General features: G+C 64.5%; 17 protein-coding genes. 4 read left to right on the plus strand and 13 right to left on the minus strand.

Going from position 1 to position 18,296, the window contains the following annotated elements; all coding sequences use genetic code 11:
* Positions 1–25: 25 nt before the first annotated feature.
* From grrM to A7X65_RS20395, 5 genes are all read right to left on the minus strand, one after another.
* Positions 26–1,180, minus strand: coding sequence for a cyclophane-forming radical SAM/SPASM peptide maturase GrrM/OscB (grrM, locus tag A7X65_RS20375; protein ID WP_063688032.1), 1,155 nt, complete (start codon positions 1,178–1,180; stop codon positions 26–28).
* Between the two features lie 3 nt (positions 1,181–1,183).
* Positions 1,184–1,441, minus strand: a complete 258-nt coding sequence (locus A7X65_RS20380; RefSeq protein WP_145661432.1) for a hypothetical protein — start codon at positions 1,439–1,441, stop codon at positions 1,184–1,186.
* Between the two features lie 167 nt (positions 1,442–1,608).
* Positions 1,609–3,030 (minus strand): adenosylhomocysteinase, encoded by a 1,422-nt coding sequence (gene ahcY, locus A7X65_RS20385; protein ID WP_063688036.1) that lies wholly within the window; start codon positions 3,028–3,030, stop codon positions 1,609–1,611.
* Between the two features lie 123 nt (positions 3,031–3,153).
* Positions 3,154–4,350, minus strand: coding sequence for a methionine adenosyltransferase (metK, locus tag A7X65_RS20390; RefSeq protein WP_063688038.1), 1,197 nt, complete (start codon positions 4,348–4,350; stop codon positions 3,154–3,156).
* 63 nt (positions 4,351–4,413) lie between these two features.
* Positions 4,414–5,769: a hypothetical protein gene (locus A7X65_RS20395; RefSeq protein ID WP_063688040.1), complete on the minus strand. Its 1,356-nt coding sequence runs from the start codon at positions 5,767–5,769 to the stop codon at positions 4,414–4,416.
* Positions 5,770–5,909: 140 nt separating this feature from the next.
* Between A7X65_RS20395 and A7X65_RS20400 the strand changes: the two genes are divergently transcribed.
* Positions 5,910–7,001: an aspartyl protease family protein gene (locus tag A7X65_RS20400; protein ID WP_063688042.1), complete on the plus strand. Its 1,092-nt coding sequence runs from the start codon at positions 5,910–5,912 to the stop codon at positions 6,999–7,001.
* 93 nt (positions 7,002–7,094) lie between these two features.
* Complete coding sequence (locus A7X65_RS20405) at positions 7,095–8,813, plus strand: caspase family protein (RefSeq protein ID WP_063688044.1); 1,719 nt, start codon at positions 7,095–7,097, stop codon at positions 8,811–8,813.
* 116 nt (positions 8,814–8,929) lie between these two features.
* On the opposite strand, the gene A7X65_RS20410 is transcribed toward A7X65_RS20405, so the two are convergent.
* The 6 genes from A7X65_RS20410 to A7X65_RS20435 form a co-directional block, all read right to left on the minus strand.
* Positions 8,930–10,048, minus strand: a complete 1,119-nt coding sequence (locus tag A7X65_RS20410; RefSeq protein WP_063688046.1) for a cobalamin-independent methionine synthase II family protein — start codon at positions 10,046–10,048, stop codon at positions 8,930–8,932.
* Positions 10,049–10,068: 20 nt separating this feature from the next.
* On the minus strand, positions 10,069–10,785 hold the full coding sequence (locus A7X65_RS20415) for an ABC transporter ATP-binding protein (RefSeq protein WP_063688048.1): 717 nt from the start codon (positions 10,783–10,785) through the stop codon (positions 10,069–10,071).
* Positions 10,778–11,533, minus strand: coding sequence for an ABC transporter ATP-binding protein (locus tag A7X65_RS20420; RefSeq protein WP_063688050.1), 756 nt, complete (start codon positions 11,531–11,533; stop codon positions 10,778–10,780). Before A7X65_RS20420 ends, A7X65_RS20415 begins: the two co-directional genes overlap by 8 nt.
* Positions 11,530–12,558: a branched-chain amino acid ABC transporter permease gene (locus A7X65_RS20425; protein WP_063688052.1), complete on the minus strand. Its 1,029-nt coding sequence runs from the start codon at positions 12,556–12,558 to the stop codon at positions 11,530–11,532. The genes A7X65_RS20420 and A7X65_RS20425 overlap by 4 nt, the downstream gene beginning before the upstream one ends.
* An 8-nt stretch (positions 12,559–12,566) precedes the next feature.
* Positions 12,567–13,436, minus strand: coding sequence for a branched-chain amino acid ABC transporter permease (locus A7X65_RS20430; RefSeq protein WP_063688054.1), 870 nt, complete (start codon positions 13,434–13,436; stop codon positions 12,567–12,569).
* Between the two features lie 180 nt (positions 13,437–13,616).
* Entirely contained in the window at positions 13,617–14,795 is a 1,179-nt protein-coding gene (locus A7X65_RS20435) for an ABC transporter substrate-binding protein (RefSeq protein WP_063688056.1), read from the minus strand.
* A gap of 529 nt (positions 14,796–15,324) precedes the next feature.
* On the opposite strand from A7X65_RS20435, the gene A7X65_RS20440 reads away from it, so the two are divergent.
* Positions 15,325–15,618 carry a hypothetical protein gene (locus tag A7X65_RS20440; protein WP_063688058.1) on the plus strand — a complete coding sequence of 98 codons (294 nt, stop codon included), beginning with the start codon at positions 15,325–15,327 and terminating at the stop codon, positions 15,616–15,618.
* Positions 15,619–15,726: 108 nt separating this feature from the next.
* Here the strand turns inward: A7X65_RS20440 and purU are convergent, their stop codons facing one another.
* Positions 15,727–16,590 carry a formyltetrahydrofolate deformylase gene (gene purU / locus A7X65_RS20445; protein WP_063688060.1) on the minus strand — a complete coding sequence of 288 codons (864 nt, stop codon included), beginning with the start codon at positions 16,588–16,590 and terminating at the stop codon, positions 15,727–15,729.
* A 158-nt stretch (positions 16,591–16,748) separates the two neighbouring features.
* On the opposite strand from purU, the gene A7X65_RS20450 reads away from it, so the two are divergent.
* Positions 16,749–17,588, plus strand: coding sequence for a uroporphyrinogen-III synthase (locus A7X65_RS20450; protein ID WP_063688061.1), 840 nt, complete (start codon positions 16,749–16,751; stop codon positions 17,586–17,588).
* Between the two features lie 17 nt (positions 17,589–17,605).
* Here the strand turns inward: A7X65_RS20450 and A7X65_RS20455 are convergent, their stop codons facing one another.
* Positions 17,606–18,286, minus strand: coding sequence for a redoxin domain-containing protein (locus tag A7X65_RS20455; RefSeq protein ID WP_063688062.1), 681 nt, complete (start codon positions 18,284–18,286; stop codon positions 17,606–17,608).
* Positions 18,287–18,296: the final 10 nt, after the last annotated feature.

Genomic DNA, 18,296 nt, shown 5'->3' on the forward strand with positions numbered 1-18,296 from the left:
GGCCTCCTACCGAAATAACTTCCGATTAAATCCGCGGCTCTGCAAAATGTCTTGGACTGGAAATGAAACGATCCCTGGGTGTTTGCCGCGCCCAATGGATCATGCTGCGGAATGCCTCTGCAGCGGGCTGCACGGAGAATCTGCAGAACTGCGTCTCGGCAGACTCCAGCGACCCGTTTTCCTGCATCTTGTTGGAGGGCGCGCCGCCGCCGCACACCGCGAAGTATCGGCACCGCGCGCGGCACAGGTCCACGCCCCGCCGGATCTCCGCCTCGGTCCGGGCAACGAGCGCACTGCTGAAGATCCGGTCGAAATCGTCGGTCAGGACGTTACCGAAATTGAAATTGCGATGCGCCTGTGAGCGCACCTCCATGAACTCCGGCGAGAACGTCGTCACGTCGCCGTTCGCAGCGACCACGAGGACGTCCCAGGCGCCGATCTGCTCGTTGTGCAATTCTCCGCCCGCCAGGATCGAGGCGATCCGCTCGACTTCCTTGATGTGCAGCGGGAAGCCCTCGCGATAGGCGCGCTTCATCAGGCCGAACAGGAATCCGGTGATGGCTTCGGTGTAGTCCCCGGCACCGAACGAGCTCGTAGCGTGGCGTCCCTCGGACTCGTCGATCGAAAACGAGACGTGGGAGATGTCGTTGTCGCGGTAGAACTGGAAATAGGCGTCGACCGCCCCAAGCGAGCGCGGATGCAGGACCGTGACGACGTTGGGATGGATCCGCGCCTGCTGCAGCTCGCGCAGCGTCTGCATGGCGAGAGACCAGGTCCCCTTGCCGTTCCGCGTCTTCCTGCGTGCGTCGTGAAACTCGCGCGGACCGTCAATCGAGAGGCCGATCTGCGTACCGGTCTGCTGGGCAAACTGGATCCACTCCCGCCCGAGCCCGATCCCGTTCGATTGCAGCGAGAAGTTGGTCGCCTCCGGCGCCGTGTTCCGCAGCTCGTTGTAGGCGTTTCGATACCAGGGAATGGGCACCGTCGTCGGCTCGCCGGCATGCCAAATGACCGTCGGCGTGGCGTCACGGGCGATCCTTGGGAAAATCCTGTCGCGGATCGCAGAGACGACCTCTTCACCCATCACGGTGCGGTCGTCGCGGTGGCGCAGATAGCAATAGTCGCAGGCGATGTTACAGAACGGCGTAGGCTGAAGGACTATGAGAGCCGGGCGCCACATCGTTCAACACCTTCGCCAGACCCCGCTGAAACAATTGGCGAAATTGAACCACTGCGACAACCGGATCCGCCGTGGTCCCGCGCCCGGTCCCGCCCCGCTCTCGTCCTGCTTGACGTCGGCAGACGCTGTTTCAAGCGCATCCGCAAGGCTGCCGGATTGGAAGAACGCCGCAGGATCGGTGTCGATCGGAGTTGCAGCATTGGTGGGGTTGGCCGCCGCGAGCACAAAAGCCAACGGCCATGCGTCCTTGAAATACGCCACAGCACCCTCCAGCAATAAACCAAATCGCAATTGCCAGTATTCACTCCCAGAGGTTGCAGTAACACCCACCTGTCGACCGGCATGTGAGCCAGTTCACTAGTCGTAAAAAAAGCCGCGCCGGACAGATCGTCCGACGCGGCCAAACCAGGACAAACGTCCTGACGTAATCAGTAGCGATAGTGATCCGACTTGTACGGGCCTTCCTGCTTCACGCCGATGTAGTCGGCCTGGTCCTTGCGCAGCTCGGTGAGCTTGACGCCGATCTTGGCGAGGTGCAGGCGCGCGACCTTCTCGTCGAGCGACTTCGGCAGCACGTAGACTTCCTTCTTGTACTTGCCGTCCTTGTTGTTGGCGAACAGCTCGATCTGCGCCAGCGTCTGGTTGGTGAACGACGCCGACATCACGAAGGACGGATGGCCCATCGCGTTGCCGAGGTTCACGAGGCGGCCCTCCGACAGCATGATGATGCGGTGCTTGTCGGGGAACTCGATCTCGTCGACCTGCGGCTTGATGTTGGTCCACTTCAGATTGCGCAGACCCGCGATCTGGATCTCGTTGTCGAAGTGGCCGATGTTGCAGACGATGGCGCGATCCTTCATCGCGCGCATGTGCTCGATGGTGATGATGTCCTTGTTGCCGGTGGCGGTGACGAAGATGTCGGCGCGGGGCGCGGCGTCTTCCATGGTCACGACCTCGTAGCCTTCCATCGCGGCCTGCAGCGCGCAGATCGGATCGACTTCCGACACCATCACGCGGCAGCCGGCCTGGCGCAGCGAGGCGGCCGAGCCCTTGCCGACGTCGCCGAAGCCGGCGACCATCGCGACCTTGCCCGACATCATCACGTCGGTGCCGCGGCGGATGCCGTCGACCAGCGATTCACGGCAACCATAGAGGTTGTCGAACTTCGACTTGGTGACGCTGTCGTTGACGTTGATCGCTGGCCACAGCAGCGTGCCGGCCTTCTGCATGTCATAGAGACGATGCACGCCCGTGGTGGTTTCTTCGGAAACGCCCCTGATGCTCTCGGCGATCGCGGCGAAGTAGCCCTTCGGCTTTTCCTTGAGCTGCTTCTTCAGGAGCGCGAAGAAGACTTCCTCTTCCTCGGAGCCGGGCTTGTCGAGGAACGCGGTGTCGCCTTTCTCGGCGCGCAGGCCGAGATGGACGTACATGGTGGCGTCGCCGCCGTCATCGAGGATCATGTTCGGGTGGCCGCCACCGTGCCAGTCGAACAGCTTTGCGGTGTAGTCCCAGTAATCCTTCAGCGTCTCGCCCTTGACGGCGAACACGGGAATGCCGGCCGCCGCGATCGCGGCGGCAGCGTGATCCTGCGTCGAATAGATGTTGCAGGAGACCCAGCGGATGTCGGCGCCGAGGGCTGCCAGCGTCTCGATCAGCACGCCGGTCTGGATCGTCATATGCAGGGAGCCGGCGATGCGCGCGCCCTTCAGCGGCTGCTTCGGGCCGTACTCCTCGCGGGTGGCCATCAGGCCGGGCATCTCGGTTTCGGCCAGCGAGAGTTCCTTGCGGCCGAAATCGGCGAGCGAAATGTCCTTGACGATGTAATCGGTGAAGCCGGGCTTCGCGTTCATAGGGGGTTCCTGTTTGTTTGGCTCGTCATTCCGGAGCGCTCGCGAGGCGAGCGAACCCGGAATTCGAAAGGTTCGAGATTCCGGGGAGCCGCTGTCGCGGCGCCCCGGAATGACGCAAGAGAATCAGAGCGCGCGCTTGAGCTGCTCGACGAGGTCGGTCTTCTCCCAGGAGAAGCCGCCCTCGTTGTCGGGCGTGCGGCCGAAATGGCCGTAGGCCGAGGTGCGCGCGTAGATCGGGCGGTTGAGATCGAGATGGGTGCGGATGCCGCGCGGGGTGAGGTCCATCGCCTTGGCGGCGGCCTTCTCGAGCTGGTCCTCCGACACCTTACCGGTGCCGTGGGTGTCGATGTAGATCGACAGCGGACGGGCAACGCCGATGGCGTAGGCGAGCTGCAGGGTGCAGCGATCGGCAAGACCGGCCGCGACGATGTTCTTGGCGACATAGCGCGCCGCGTAAGCCGCCGAACGGTCGACCTTGGTCGGATCCTTGCCGGAGAACGCGCCGCCGCCGTGCGGGGCCGCGCCGCCGTAGGTGTCGACGATGATCTTGCGGCCGGTCAGGCCGGAATCGCCGTCGGGACCACCGATGTAGAACTTGCCGGTCGGGTTGATGTGCCAGATGGTTTTCGGGGTGATCCAGTCCTTCGGCAGCGCCTCGCGCACATAGGGCTCGACGATGTCGCGGACCTGGTTCGAGGTGAGGTCCGGAACCAGGTGCTGGTGCGAGACCACGATCTCGCGCACGGCGACCGGCTTGCCGTTCTCGTACTGCACGGTGACCTGGCTCTTGGAGTCCGGTCCGAGCACCTTCTCCTTGCCGGAGTGGCGGGCTTCGGAGATCAGGCGCAGGATCTTGTGGGCGTAGAAGATCGGGGCCGGCATCAGATCCGGCGTCTCGTTGGTGGCGTAACCGAACATGATGCCCTGGTCGCCGGCGCCCTCTTCCTTGACTTCGCCCGGCTGCAGCGCATCGACGCCCTGGGCGATGTCGGCCGACTGCGGATGCAGCAGGATCTCGATGTCGGCGGTCTTCCAGTGGAAGCCTTCCTGCTCGTAGCCGATGTCCTTGATGGCGCCGCGCACGACGGCCTCGATCTGCTCGTTGGTCACCGACTTCGGACCACGGGTCTCGCCCGCGATCACGACCTTGTTGGTGGTCGCGAGCGTCTCGCAGGCGGCGCGGATCTGCCACGGGTCGATGCCGGCTTTCGGCCCCTCGCGGTAGAACAGGTCGACGATTTCATCGGAGATCCGGTCGCAGACCTTGTCGGGATGGCCCTCGGACACGGACTCGCTGGTGAAGAGATAGGACGCGCGCATCAAGTAACCCCTTGTTCCGCCACTCGATGGCGGTTCGTTTGCGATATTTACCGTTGGATGATGTCAATCACGCCGGCGCGAGATGACGTAGGATTCGTCGAGAAACCAGAGGCCGTTGTACTTTCTCAGCACGTCCCTGGCGGCATCCAGAGTGCGGCCGTTTTGAGTCATTTCTGTCAACCGGTCGTCCTCAATCTGAGCGACATACACCGCCGCATTCCAAGCTGCAAAGGCCGTCGAGGTGCCGATGGAGCCCGTTACCTCGTTGGGCAGCGCTTCCATATCATACCTGAAGATCGAGCGGTTATCAGCATATGCATTAAAATTTAAGTCGCGGCCCAACGACCCGAGCTCGTACTTCACGGCGCGCAATAGCTCATGACGGCTCACCGAGAAAGGATTTTCTCCGGGCCAGATCGCCTGGATCATTTCCATGCCCGGATCCTGGCCGTGGGAGTGGATTCCGATCAGCCTCCCCCCAGGCCTCAGGGCCCGCGCCAGGGGCGCAATGATCCGTTTTGCCCGGAAATTGACCGAGGACAGCGCGCGGTAGGGCTGGGAGGCAATGACGAGGTCGAAATTGGCCTCGGTCTGGCCCGGCCGCGGAATGGTCGAATCGAGCAGGAACCTGTGGTCCTCACGATAGAGCACGAGGACGACGGGCCGCTCGTAGAGCGGCATGGCCGTGCGGGGGCTGATCGCCGCGCGCCAGTTCTGCTCCAGGAATGGCCGGAGCTCCGCGATCTGCGCCTCGAACTCGCCCGATGACGCTCCGCGCAGCGGCACCTCGTGCCAGACCGTGGCGGCTGCGGCCGCGGGCGAGGCCGGCGTCAGCCAGGGCGCCTCCGAATAGAACATGTTGGTGAAGACGAACACCGATGCCGGATGCTCGAAAATGCGGTCCGGCACCTTTTCCAGCGTCAGGCGCAGATCCTCGAGGCTGAGCTCCTTGCCGGCGACATAGAACGGCATGTGCGGATAGCGCTGATGCGTGGCGCGCAGCACCCGTGCCAGCACCGTGCCGTCGCCGACGCCCGCGTCGAAAATGCGCAGCGCCGGCGGGCGGGGGTGGATGGCGGCGAGCTCCAGCGCGACCCTGTCGGCGACCACCCGCTTCTCGCTGCAGGTGTGGACGAACAGCAAATATTTCTGCCGGTTCTCGAAGAACCGGAAATTGCCGCGGGGATCGCGCTTCTCCGGGGGCACCTGGAGCCCGCGCGGCGGCGGCAGGCCGCCCGTCGTCGATGCCGCGATATAGGCCTGGATCCGCTCCAGCGTATCGATGGTGATGCGTTTGCCCTCGCGCAGGCGATGCACGAGCTTCCCATCGTTCACCGAGCGGCGGCCGAAGGTCGATTCCGCCATGCCCGCCGTGCGGCAGAACTCGGTGATCTCTCTCAGGATTTCGTCGTTTTTCATGAGTGGGAAGGCGGTGGGCAGAGGAGTGGGATAGAGGACTTCTAACATCATCTGCCCACCGGGGAAAGGTTAGCCCCCCAATTTGCACAGGTCACACTTCCCGATATAGAGAGCGCCGATTGCGATACTCTGGGGTGTATATGTTCCGGCGAAAATGCCTGACGGTCATTTGGCTGATTGCGTTCTCAAGCTTCGCCCGCGCCGGCGACCCCGCCACCGACAATCCCGACCAGGTCTTTGAATCCGTCTACGCCCGCATAGGGGCACTGCCGGCCGCGGTGGCACGCGAGCGTCTGGTCTGGCTGAAGCTGGAAGAGCTCAAGCGCGAACCGTGCGACCAGCGGAGCATCGACGATCTGGCAGGAATGCTCGACAGGCGAGGCTACCGGCGGCAGGCCGCGGACGGGCTCTACAAGTTCGTCGTGACCTGCGGCGCCCCGCTGACGGCGCTGAACAAGGCCGCCGTCATCTATATGAGCATCACCGACTATCAGAAGGCCGTCGAAGTCTCCGAGGAGTATGTCAAACGTGCGCCGTCCGACCAGAGCGCACGTTATGTCCGCGCCATGGCCCTCGACGGCGCCGGCGACTACCGCCGCGCGCTCGCCGACTACTCCGACACGATCGAGCTGTTCAACGGCGACAAGAAGATGATCTCGGGCGGGATCTTCGTCCGCATGGCGAATGCTTACGCGGCCCTGAAGCAGTTCTGCGAGGCAACAGTGCCGATCAACCGCTGGGTCGCATTCGATCCGGCGACACGCGACACCAGCAGGACCCAGAAGATGATTGCCGACTACGAGCGGCAGGGCAATTGCGTCTCGTCGACCGACGCACACAAGGAAAGCTTCCCGCTGCACGGACCGAAGGGCATCGTCACCGTGAAAGCCGAGATCAACGGCGTGCGCGGATTGTTCGTCCTCGATACCGGCGCGAGCTACGTGTCGGTGAAATCCGCCTTTGCGAGCAAGGCCAAGATACCGGACGACGGCGCCGGCGACATCACGCTGATCACCGCCAATGGGGAGGCCAAGGCGAAACTCTCCAAGGCCGACAAGGTCGCGCTCGGCAAGCTCGAGGCGGTCAACGTGCCGGTCGCGGTGCAGAGCGGTGACGGCAAGGGTTTCGGTGCCGGCGTCGACGGCCTGCTCGGCATGAGCTTCCTGTCCCGGTTCGAGATCCAGATGGCGGGCGGGTCCATCGAGGTCCGCACCCGCCAGCCCAGGAAGTAGCGCCGCCTCACGATCGCAGGGTGAACCCGAAAAGCGGCGCGCGCGACCAAGAGCAGACAATCCCATCGCAAAACGCCTGCAGCCGAGGTCTCCTTGCGCCGCCTGCTCCTGGTCCCCGCTTTTCTCGCTGCCCTCGCCTGGTGCGCGCCGGCTTACGCGCAGGCGCGCAACCAGCTCGGGCCGCTCTGCACGACCGAGACCACGCCGGCGGACAAGATGGTCGATGCGTGCAGCAAGATCATCGCGCTGAAGGTGTTCAAGGGCGAGCAGCTCGCGACCGTCTATTTCTGGCGCGCCGTTGGCTGGAACAAGAAGGGCGACTACGCCAAGGTCATCGCGGACGCCACGGAAGCGATCCGGCTGCAGCCGAGCCAGGCCGTCTACAATCTCAGGGGATCGGCCTATTACGACAAGGGCGACTACGACATCGCGATCGCCGATTTCGACGATGCGCTGAAGCTCGGCCCGCCCAGCGGCACCATCTTCCACAATCGCGGCAATGCCTGGCGCGGCAAGCGCGACTACGCCAAGGCGATTGCCGACTACGACATGGCGATCAAGTCGGATCCGAGATCGGCGTTCTCGTTCCAGAACCGCGGCATCTCGAAGGAAGCGCTCGGCGATCTCGACGGCGCGCTCGCCGACATCAACCAGGCGATCCGGCTCGATCCGACGCTGCCGCAGCCGCTGATCAACCGCACCGCGATCTGGCGCGCCAGGGGCGATTTCGACCGCGCCATCGCCGACGGCAGCGAAGCGATCCGGCTCGCCAAGGAGAAGCCGCCGGTCAACATCATGACGCCGCCGAACAGCGTGCTGATCTCGGGCTACACACATCGCGCGCTCGCCTATGAGGCCAAGGGCGACTATGCCCACGCGCGCGAGGACTACCAGGCTACGCTGGCGATCGTGGCCTCGGACGCCGGCAGCAAGGCCAACCAGGCTACCGCAAAGGTGCGGCTATCGCTGGTGACCGACGCCACCGCGCCGGTCCCGCGCGATGCGCCTTCCCCCGCGACGCAAGCAGCCGCATCCCCTGCCCCGCAACAGACCGGCACGGCACCGTCCCCCTCGCCCGCCCCCGCCATTCGCGGCACGCGCATGGCGCTGATCATCGGCAACGGCGCCTATGCGCATGTGAAGGCGCTGCCCAATCCGGCCAACGATGCGCGCGCGGTCGCGAAAAGCCTGCGCGACATCGGCTTCACCGTATCGGAGGGCATCGACCTCGATCGCGCCGCGATGCAGAAGATGACGCGCGACTTCCTGCGCGCGGCGGCGCGAGCACAGGTCGCGATGGTGTATTATGCCGGGCACGGCGTGCAGGTGGACGGACGCAACTATCTCATTCCCGTCGACGTCGAGCTCAAGCCGGGGACCGGCATGACGGAGGCGATGATCGACATGGACACGATCATGGCCGGGCTCGACGACCAGGTCCGCACCAACATCCTGATCTTCGATGCCTGCCGCAACAATCCGATGGCGCAGCAGGTGGCGAGCACCGGCACCAATCGCGCCATCGAGGGTGCCTCGGGCCTTGCAGCGCCAACCAGCCTCGGCGCCGGCGCGACGCTCGGCGCCGGCACGCTGATCGCTTTCGCAACCGCCCCCGGTCAGGTCGCGCTCGACGGCGAAGGAGCCAACTCGCCATTCTCGGCCGCGCTGTCCCGCCATATCGGCACGCCGGGCCTGGAAGTGCAGCAGATGCTCACGCGCGTCCGGGCCGAGGTGGTCTCCTCCACGAAGAACAAGCAGGTGCCGTGGTCGAACTCGTCGCTGCTGGGCGAGGTCTATCTGGCGGAGAAGTGACGGCGGGAGTGCGGCCACTGCCGTGAGACGCAAACAACTCGCCTCAACGATAGTGTCGTCCCCGGCCTAGTGTGCAATTGCGCACTAGGCCGGGACGACACCGAGGAAGCGGCGCCCTACTGGCCCCACGTTTCCTTGGCGATCTCCACCGCGAGGCCGAGCTTGTTCCACTGCTCGTCCTCGGAGAGGATGTTGCCTTCCTCGGTCGAGGCGAAGCCGCATTGCGGGGACAGCGCGAGCTGCTCCAGCGGCGCGAACTTGGCGGCTTCTTCGAGGCGGCGCTTGATGTCTTCCTTCTTCTCGAGCTCGCCGAACTTCGAGGTGATGACGCCGACCACGACGACCTTGTTGCCCTTGGGCAGGAAACGCAGCGGCTCGAAGCCGCCGGCGCGGTCGCTGTCGTATTCAAGGAAATAGCCGTCGTAATTGGTGCCGGCGAGCAGGGTCTCGGCCACCGGCTCGTAGCCGCCGGAGGAGATCCAGGTCGAGCGGAAATTGCCGCGGCACACGTGCGTCGTCACCACCATGTCGGCGGGCTTCTCGGCCAGCGCGTAGTTGATGATGCGGGCATAGATCTGCTGCAGGCCGTCCGGATTGTCGCCGCGCTCGCGCGCCTTCTGCAATTCGTCCGGCGAGCAGAGATAGGCCCAGACCGTGTCGTCGAATTGGAGATAGCGGCAGCCGGCGTCGTAGAACGCCTTCACCGCCTTGCGGTAGGTCTTGCCGAGGTCCTCGTAGAAGGGCTCGAGATCGGGATAGACATCCTTGGAGATCGCCTTGCGGCCGCCGCGGAAGTGCAGCACGGCCGGCGACGGGATCGTCATCTTGGCGGTGACGTGGGCCTGGTCGGCGACCTTCTTCAGAAAGCGGAAGTGGTCCAGCATCGGATGGTCGTCGGGGAAGTCGAGCTTGCCGATCACGCGCACCGCGTCGTGACGGGTCTGCACGCCCGTGAACTGGATGCCGGTGTCGGGGTGAAAGAGCTCGCAGCCGGTCAGCTTGGCCAGGAAGTCGAAATGCCACCAGGAGCGGCGGAATTCGCCATCGGTGGCAAGCTTGAGCCCGATCGCGGCCTGCTTGTGCACGACCTTCTCGATCTCCATGTCCTCGATCTTGCGCAGATCGTCGGCGGAAATCTCGCCCTTCTCCAGCTTTGCGCGGGCTTCCTTGATCTTGGCGGGGCGCAGGAGGCTGCCGACCTCGTCTGCGCGGAAGGGGGCTTTGGTTCGCTGCATTCTCAACTCCCGAAAGTTTTTTAGTGGCCGGCCGCCCCTGCGACCCCGAGGTGGCGCTCCAGGACCGACGGGTCGGCCTTCAGCGCGGCGCTCGGGGCGTCGTGGACGATCGTTCCGCGCTCCAATATCACAACGCGGTCGGCAAGCCCCAGAATCTTTTGGGCATTCTGCTCGACGATGATGGAGCAGATGCCGCCTGCCCGGGTAATCGTCCCGATCGCCTTGAGCAGCTCCTCGACGATGATGGGAGCCAGGCCCTCGGTCGGCTCGTCCAGCAGCAGGACCTTCGGATTGAGGGTCAGCGCGCGGCCGATTGCCAGCATCTGCTGCTCGCCGCCGGAGAGCTGGTTGCCGAAATTGGTCCGCCGCTCCTTCAGCCGCGGGAACATCTCGTAGACCTTCTCCACCGTCCAGGGGCCGGGCTGGGCCACCGCGGTCATGTTCTCCTCGACCGTGAGCGAGCGGAAGATGTTGCGCTCCTGCGGCACCCAGCCGATGCCGGCGCGTGCCCGCTGGTCGGGCCGAAGCGCCGTGACATCGGTGCCGGCGAGCGCGACGGTACCGGAAAAGCGGCGGGTCACGCCGACGATGGAGTTGATCAGCGTGGTCTTGCCGGTGCCGTTGCGGCCGAGCAGCGCCAATACCTGGCCCTCGGCGAGGCGCAGGCTCATCTTCGGCAGCACCACCGCCTCGCCATAGCCGGCACGAAGGGCATCGATCGCGAGCAGGTCAGACATTGACCGCCTCCTCGCCGAGATAGACCGCCTTCACTTGCGGATCGCGCGCGACCTGCTCGGGCGGGCCCTCGGTCAGCAGCGCGCCGGAGACCAGCACCGAGATGCGGTCGGCAAAGGAGAAGACGAGATCCATGTCGTGCTCGATCAAGAGCACCGTGACGTCGCGCGGCAGGCTGCCGACGACGGCGAGAATGTCATGGCGCTCGCTCTCCGGCACGCCGGCGGCGGGCTCATCGAGCAGCAGCACGCGCGGCTTGGCAGCGATCGCGACCGCGATCTCCAGCAGGCGCTGCTTGCCGTAAGGCAGCGTCACGGTCTCTTCGTTCATGACGTCGAGCAGGTGGAAGCGGGTGAGAAGATCGGCGATCTCGTCGTTGACGTCGCTGCGCGTGCCCATCCGCCGCCACCAGTCGCCACCGTGGCCGAGGCGCTCCGACACGGCAAGGCCGATGGTCTCGAGCGGCGTGAGATCAGGATAGAGCTGGTTGATCTGGAAGGTCCGCGACAGGCCGCGCAGCACGCGCTTGTGCACGGGCAGGTCGGTGATGTCCTGCCCCTCGAGCAGGATGCGGCCCGAGTTCGGCTTGAGCACGCCGGTGAGCTGGTTGATGACGGTGGTCTTGCCGGCGCCATTGGGGCCGATCAACGCATGGCGGGCGCCCTGCTCGATCTTCAGGGACAGGTCGCGGGTGACGCGCAGACCGCCAAAGGTCTTTTCGAGATTCTGGGTTTCGAGCGCGATGGTCATGAATCGCTCTCCGGCACGGCGACGACGGCCTTGCGTCCCATCACCTGCTTGATGACCAGGTTGGGCACATACAGCACCCAGCGATGCAGGCGCTGGCGGCCGACGAGCACGATCACGACCAGCACGAGGCCGATCCAGAACTGCCAGTATTGCGGGGTGATCGTGGAGAAGAATTCCTGCAGCATGCGGAAAATCACCGCGCCGATCAGCCCACCATAGAGATAACCGGTGCCACCGATCACGAGCACCAGCATCAGGTCGGCGGAGCGCTCGAAGGCGAAGACGTCGAGCGAGGCGATCGCCGTGGTCTGGGTGAACAGCGCACCGGCGATGCCGGCATAGAACGCCGCAAGCGTGTAGATCGCGATCAGGCGGCGATTGACGGGGATACCGATCGCGGCGGCGCGCAGCGGATTGTTCTTGATCGCGCGCAGCGACAGCCCGAACGGCGAGTGCACGACGCGGCGGGCGAACAGGAACAGGAGGAACAGCACGGCCAGCGAATAGAAGAAGCCGGTCTTGCCGAACATGTCGAACGGGATCTCGCCGAAGATCGGCTGCATCTCGATGCCCTGCAGGCCATCGGTGCCGCCGGTGATGTTGGAGAAGCGTTCGGCGAGCGCTTCCAGCAGCAGCGCGATGCCGAGCGTGACCATCAGGCGGGTGAGATCGACGCCGCGGATCACCAGGAAGCTGGTGGCAAAGCCCAGCACCATCGCGGCGAGGCCCGCCACGACCAGCGCCAGCACCGGCTCCGTGATGATGCCGTGCAGCGCAAGCAACCCCGCGGCATAGGCGCCGACGCCGAAGAAGGCGGCATGGCCGAGCGAGACGATACCGGCATAGCCGAGGATGAGATCGAGCGACATCGTGAACAGCGCCAGGCGCAGGATGTCGGTCATGATCAGATAGCGCGAGGGAAACAGGAAGCCGCAGCCCAGCACGATGAGCCAGAAGGCGACTTCGCCGTAGTGCCAGCGCGCCTGGCGCTGGGCGTGATACCCGACGTCGGAAGAAGCGGTCATCGGCGAACTCAACGCGCGGCCGTGCGGCCGAACAGGCCGTTCGGGCGCCAGATCAGGATCACGATCATCATGGTGTAGATCACGAAGGGTCCCATCTTCGGCACGTAATATTTGCCGGCGACGTCGCCGATGCCGAGCAGGAGCGAGGCCAGGAACGGGCCCGTTATCGAGGAGGAGCCGCCGACGGTCACCACGATCAGGAAGTAGATCATGAACTTCAGCGGGAAATACGGATCGAGGCCGAGGATCTCGGCGCTGAGCGCACCGCCGAGACCGGCGAGCCCGCAGCCGAATGCGAATGTGAAGGCGAACACCTGCGGCACGTTGATGCCGAGGCCGCTCGCGGCGCGGGGATCATCGACCGCGGCGCGCAGGCGGCTGCCGAAGCGGGTCTTGGCCAGCACCATCTGCAGGCCGATGGTGAGCAGGCCGCAGATTACGATGATCATCAGCCGGTAGCGGCCGATGCCGACGCCGAACACGTCGAACTGGCCCTGCAGCGCGGCCGGCAAATTGATGAAGACGCGCGAGGAGCCCTGGATGTAGTCGACGGCCGCGACCGACATGAAGGTCAGGCCGATGGTGAACAGCACCTGGTCAAGATGGCTGCGCGCGTAGAGGTGGCGGTAGAGCGTGCGCTCGAGCAGGATGCCGATCGCGGCCGAGGAGACGAAAGCGAGCGGCAGCGCGGCAAAGAACGGCCAGCCCATCCGGTTGACCAGCACCATGCAGACATAGCCGCCGGCCATGGCGAAGGCGCCGTGCGCGAGGTTGACGAAGTTCATCAGGCCGAGCGTGACCGCGAGCCCGCAGGCGAGCACGAACAGCAGCATGCCGTAGGCAACGCCATCGAACAGGTTGGTGAGGATTGCGGTCATCGATCCTGCTTAGAGTTGATCGTCATGGCCCGGGCTTGTCCCGGCCATCCACGTTCTTGTCTGGTCGTTCGTTTCTTGGCCTTGCGTGGATGCCCGGGACAAGCCCGGGCATGACGCAGAGAGTGGCTCACGAGCTCCCCGCGCGCCAAGCGCGCTCGGGGATGACGCGCTTTTCGCGCGTCACTTCTTGGTCTTGCCGAGATCCTTGACGGCCTCGAAGGTCGCGAACTCGACATTGTAGAGCTCGCCGTCGACCTTCTCGACCTTGCGGATGTAGATGTTCTGCACGATGTCGCGGGTCTCGGGGTCGATCGAGATCGGGCCGCGCGGGCTCTCCCACTTCTGGCCCTTCATCGCCTCGATCAGCTTGTCGCCGTTGGTGTCGCCGTTGGTCTTCTTCAGCGCCTCGTAGATCAGGTGGATGCCGTCATAGCCGCTCACGGCCATGAAGCCCGGACGGTTGCCGTAGGCCTTCTTGTAGGCCGCGACGAAGTCCTTGTTCATCTGCGAGGGGTGCGCCGCCGAGTAGAGGTGCGCGGTGACCGTGCCGAGCACGGCGTCACCCATGTTGTTGAGCAGGTCGTCGTCGGTGACGTCGCCGGGTCCAATGACCTTGATGCCGGCCTTGTCGAGGCCGCGCTCGGCATATTGCTTCATGAAATTGCCGCCCTGGCCGGCCGGCACGAACACGAAGATGGCGTCGGGCTTGGCGTCCTTCATGCGCTGCAGGAACGGCGCGAAGTCGGGGTTGGCAAGCGGGGTCTTGACCTCTTCGACCACCTCGCCGCCACCGGCGGTGAAGTTCTGCTTGAAGAAGTTGAGCGCGTCATTGCCCGGCGCGTAGTCCGAGGTCAGCGTCGCCACCTTCTTGATGCCGTTCTTCACGGCCCAGTCCGCGATGATGGTCGAGGACTGCGCCAGCGTGAAGCTGGTGCGCACGATGTAGGGCGAACGCTCGGTGATGATGGAGGTGCCGGCCGCCATCACGACTTCCGGGATCTTGGCCTGCGTCGCCAGCGGCGCGGCTGCGAGCGCGGCGGGCGTCACGCCGAAGCCGGCGATGAAGTTGACCTTGTCGTTGACGATCAGCTCCTGCGCGGCGGTCTTGGTCTTGTCGGGGATCGCAGCGTCATCCTTGAGAATGATCTCGACCTTCTTGCCGGCGACGGTGTCGCCCTTCTGCTGCATGTAGAGCTTGATCGCGTTCTCGATCTGCTTGCCGGTCGAGGCCTGGCCGCCGGTCATCGGCAGGATCAGACCGATCTTGACGCTATCCTCGGCCTTGGCGGGCGCGACGGCTGCAAGGCCCGCGATGGCGGCGGCCGCAGCGATCGTCGAAAATTGTTTGCGTTCGAACATCAGATGTCCCTCCCCTTTATTCCTGAACTCTTGTGCCTTGGACCGAGTGCCCGATCCTTGCCTCACCTATGCTCACGCGCGAGTGATATCGCGCGCCACATGGCGTCCTTCGCGCCCTCCTTGTCAATCGGACGTTTGGCGACCCTTCGGCGCAAGCCGAGCCGTTCCGATTGCCGACAGCGGAGAGCGATGCTGAGGTTACGCCAGGGTAACCAAAGTCCCCCGACAGCAACCGCATCTATTTGTACGATTGTACAAATAAAATGGACCTGTCAACGAAAAATGCCCCCGCCGGCGTTGGCCAGATTGTCGCGAGCGACTTCAGCACAGTCTAGGAAAGCGTCCGGTCGGGTGGATGGAGGATTTCGCCATTCATTTGCAGAATCTGAACATCGGCGGGTGAGGCGCTCCACCATTTTGGGTATTTTCATACCTATCTCGAATAAGCCAATTTTACCTTGTTGAAGGCTACCCTTCCGGCGCCGGTCATCCGGCGTCCGATCTCCTTCCGACACAGCGTGCCTATCCCATGATCATGCGATTCCGTTCCTTGCTCCTCCTGCTCGCGCTCGCCGCGGGTCTGCCGGGCTGCGGCACGGTCAACGAGAAGCTCTCGGCCGGCATGGGCGACTACGTTCCGCAATGGGCCGGCGGCCTTCCGGCAGACGCACCGCCGCGGCCGGGAACGCCGCAATACGACGCCTACATGAAGGAGCGCGAGCGCAAGCGGTTGATGCCGGCGGCCGATCGCGAGAAGGAAGAGCAGGCGCAGAAGGGCGCGACGGGGACGACCGGCGCGACGTCGGGCAGCGCGGTGCGCTGAGGCTTTGCGCCCTGCAAGCGGCAGGACAAACATTCACGAGAAGCCGTCATGCCCGGGCTTGTCCCGGCCATGACGCTGTGGAGGCTCTCCGCCCCCACTCTCAAAACATCAATCCACGAACACCACGGTCTTGCGGCCGTTGAGGATGACGCGATCGTCCAGATGGTAGCGGATCGCGCGGGCGAGCACGCGGCGTTCGATGTCGCGGCCCTTGCGCACGAGATCTTCCGGCGTGTCGCGGTGGCTGATGCGCTCGACGTCCTGGTCGATGATCGGACCTTCGTCGAGATCGCGCGTGACGTAATGCGCGGTGGCGCCGATCAGCTTGACCCCGCGCTCATGGGCCTGGTGATAGGGTTTTGCGCCCTTGAAGCCCGGCAGGAACGAGTGATGGATGTTGATACAGCGTCCCGAGAGCTTTGCCGAGAGATCGTCGGACAGGATCTGCATGTAGCGGGCGAGCACCACCAGATCGGTCTTCGTCTTGCCAACGAGGTCCATGATCTGCGCCTCTTGCTCGCGCTTGGTCTCCTTGGTCACGGGCAAATAGTGGAACGGGATCTCGCCGAAATCGAGCCCCGAATAGACCTCGCGCGGATGGTTGGAGACGATCGCGGCCAGCGTCATCGGCAATTCGCCGGTGCGCCAGCGGTAGAGAATGTCGACCAGGCAGTGGTCGGACTTCGAGACCAGCAGCATCACCTTGCGATGCGCGGCGCGGTCGCGCATCTGCCATTCCATGCCGAAACGCTCCGCGATCGCGGTAAACCCGGTCTGCAGCGCGGACAGTTCCACGGCAAGGTCGGCCGCGGTGAACACCACGCGCATGAAGAACTTCTTGGTCTCGACGTCGTCGAACTGCTGGGCGTCGAGAATGTTCTGTCCGGAATTCGCCAGAAAGGTCGACACCGCCGAGACGATGCCGGGACGATCCGGACAGGACAGGGTCAGGACATATTGATGGTCGGGCATGGCTGTTGAAGAAATGGCTCTTGATGAAGGTTTGGGCACGGGCGCGGAACACCCCGCGATTTGCGCCCTGCTCTAGCACCGACCCCGGCCTTGCGCCAATCCCGACCGCGGAGTCAGGATGAATGGTCCATTGCGATTTGACTGACCGGAGCTCGCCCATGGCCGACCGCTTGAACGGCACCCGCATCCTGATCCTGGAAACACGCGAGGAGGCGCAGTTTTCGAAGCTCCTGGCCGAGCAAGGTGCCGAGGTGGTGCAATGCCCGATGTTCACCATCGAAGATGCACCGGACCCCGCCCCGGTCGAGGCCTGGATCCGCCGCGCCATCGACAAGCCGTTCGACGATCTCGTGCTGATGACCGGCGAAGGCCTGCGGCGGATCATGAAGCTCGCGCGCGCCCGCGGGCTCGACCAAGCCCTCGTCGCCTCGCTCGCCCAATCGCGAAAATTCACCCGCGGGCCGAAACCCGGCAGGGCCCTGCGTGAGGTCTCTCTGGACGCGCAGCAGACCACGGAGAAGCCGACCACCGAGGGCGTGATCGAGATGCTGGGCAAGCTCGACCTGAAAGGGCGGCGGCTCGGTCTTCAGCTCTATCCGGACAAGGACCACGGCGCATTGACCGGCGCGCTTTCGGCGCAAGGCGCCGAAGTCGATACCGTGCTGCCCTATATCTACGATTCCAAGGCCGCGGATGCCAATATCGTCGCCGCTATCGACGACATGGCGGAGGGGCGGATCGATTCCATCGCACTAACCAATCTCGGTCAGGTCCGCCGCCTGGTCGAGACCGCGCGGGCGCATGGCCTCGAAGCGCGCCTGCGCGCCGGATTCGAGCGGACGCTGATCGCCTCAGTGGGACCCGCGGTCTCCGGCGAGCTCGCCGCGCACGGCTTGCGCACTGATATCGCGCCGGTGGAGGACCACTATTTCATGCGCCCGCTGATCTCGGCGATGGCGCTGGCCCTCGCGGAGAAACGGCCGCACGCGGCGGATTAGTCGCCGGACGGCGACATCTAGCTCGCCACCTGCGAGGCGGCCGACATCAGCTCCTGTGGGCTCGGCGCTCCGAACATGCGCTGGCCGCCGTCAGGGACCTCGGTAAACGTCCAGCGCACGATCCCTTCCCGATCGAGCAGGAACTGGCCGAACAGCTGGCCCGTGCCGGCCGCCGCCATGCGCTGATCGGCTTCGGTCATCTCGTAACCGTCCTTGTTGTTGAGGTACTCGGCGGCCGCCGGCCGGTTCATCGGGCGAGGCAGTTCGCCGGGCATGTCGACGTTCATGCTCATGACCACGTCCATACCCACCTTGCGCGGCCACTCGGTCTCGTTCTCCGTGAACTCGATATTGGGCAGGCCGAACGCGCGATGCGAGATCCGGTCGGGGTCGGACGCGGCAAGCAAATTGGGCAAAGGATGATAGCGGAAGTAGAGCCGCGCCCGGTCGATCGGCGTATTGACGACCGTGAGGCTTTCGATGCCCTTGCCGCGCAACGCCCCGTCGAGCTGTGCCTGCGCGGCGATATGGCGCCGGCAAAACGGACAGTGCAGTCCGCGAAACAGGCCGACCAGTAACGGACTATGCCCGCGATAATCCTCGAGCGCGACCTTTCCTTCGCGCGTGATGGCGTCCAGCACGATGTTCGGTGCGCGATCGCCTGGCTGAAGTGGTGCATCGACGTGATGGTCTGACATGGTTGAACTC

This window comes from Bradyrhizobium stylosanthis, assembly GCF_001641335.1.
Classification (GTDB): domain Bacteria; phylum Pseudomonadota; class Alphaproteobacteria; order Rhizobiales; family Xanthobacteraceae; genus Bradyrhizobium; species Bradyrhizobium stylosanthis.

Coding starts and splice junctions, on each gene's coding strand:
- A7X65_RS20430 (WP_063688054.1), bottom strand. CDS start 13,436: ATGACCGCAATCCTCACCAACCTGTTCGATGGCGTTGCCTACGGCATG.
- A7X65_RS20400 (WP_063688042.1), top strand. CDS start 5,910: ATGTTCCGGCGAAAATGCCTGACGGTCATTTGGCTGATTGCGTTCTCA.
- A7X65_RS20415 (WP_063688048.1), bottom strand. CDS start 10,785: ATGTCTGACCTGCTCGCGATCGATGCCCTTCGTGCCGGCTATGGCGAG.
- grrM (WP_063688032.1), bottom strand. CDS start 1,180: ATGTGGCGCCCGGCTCTCATAGTCCTTCAGCCTACGCCGTTCTGTAAC.
- A7X65_RS20455 (WP_063688062.1), bottom strand. CDS start 18,286: ATGTCAGACCATCACGTCGATGCACCACTTCAGCCAGGCGATCGCGCA.
- A7X65_RS20425 (WP_063688052.1), bottom strand. CDS start 12,558: ATGACCGCTTCTTCCGACGTCGGGTATCACGCCCAGCGCCAGGCGCGC.
- A7X65_RS20410 (WP_063688046.1), bottom strand. CDS start 10,048: ATGCAGCGAACCAAAGCCCCCTTCCGCGCAGACGAGGTCGGCAGCCTC.
- A7X65_RS20440 (WP_063688058.1), top strand. CDS start 15,325: ATGATCATGCGATTCCGTTCCTTGCTCCTCCTGCTCGCGCTCGCCGCG.
- ahcY (WP_063688036.1), bottom strand. CDS start 3,030: ATGAACGCGAAGCCCGGCTTCACCGATTACATCGTCAAGGACATTTCG.
- A7X65_RS20435 (WP_063688056.1), bottom strand. CDS start 14,795: ATGTTCGAACGCAAACAATTTTCGACGATCGCTGCGGCCGCCGCCATC.
- metK (WP_063688038.1), bottom strand. CDS start 4,350: ATGCGCGCGTCCTATCTCTTCACCAGCGAGTCCGTGTCCGAGGGCCAT.
- purU (WP_063688060.1), bottom strand. CDS start 16,590: ATGCCCGACCATCAATATGTCCTGACCCTGTCCTGTCCGGATCGTCCC.
- A7X65_RS20450 (WP_063688061.1), top strand. CDS start 16,749: ATGGCCGACCGCTTGAACGGCACCCGCATCCTGATCCTGGAAACACGC.
- A7X65_RS20395 (WP_063688040.1), bottom strand. CDS start 5,769: ATGAAAAACGACGAAATCCTGAGAGAGATCACCGAGTTCTGCCGCACG.
- A7X65_RS20420 (WP_063688050.1), bottom strand. CDS start 11,533: ATGACCATCGCGCTCGAAACCCAGAATCTCGAAAAGACCTTTGGCGGT.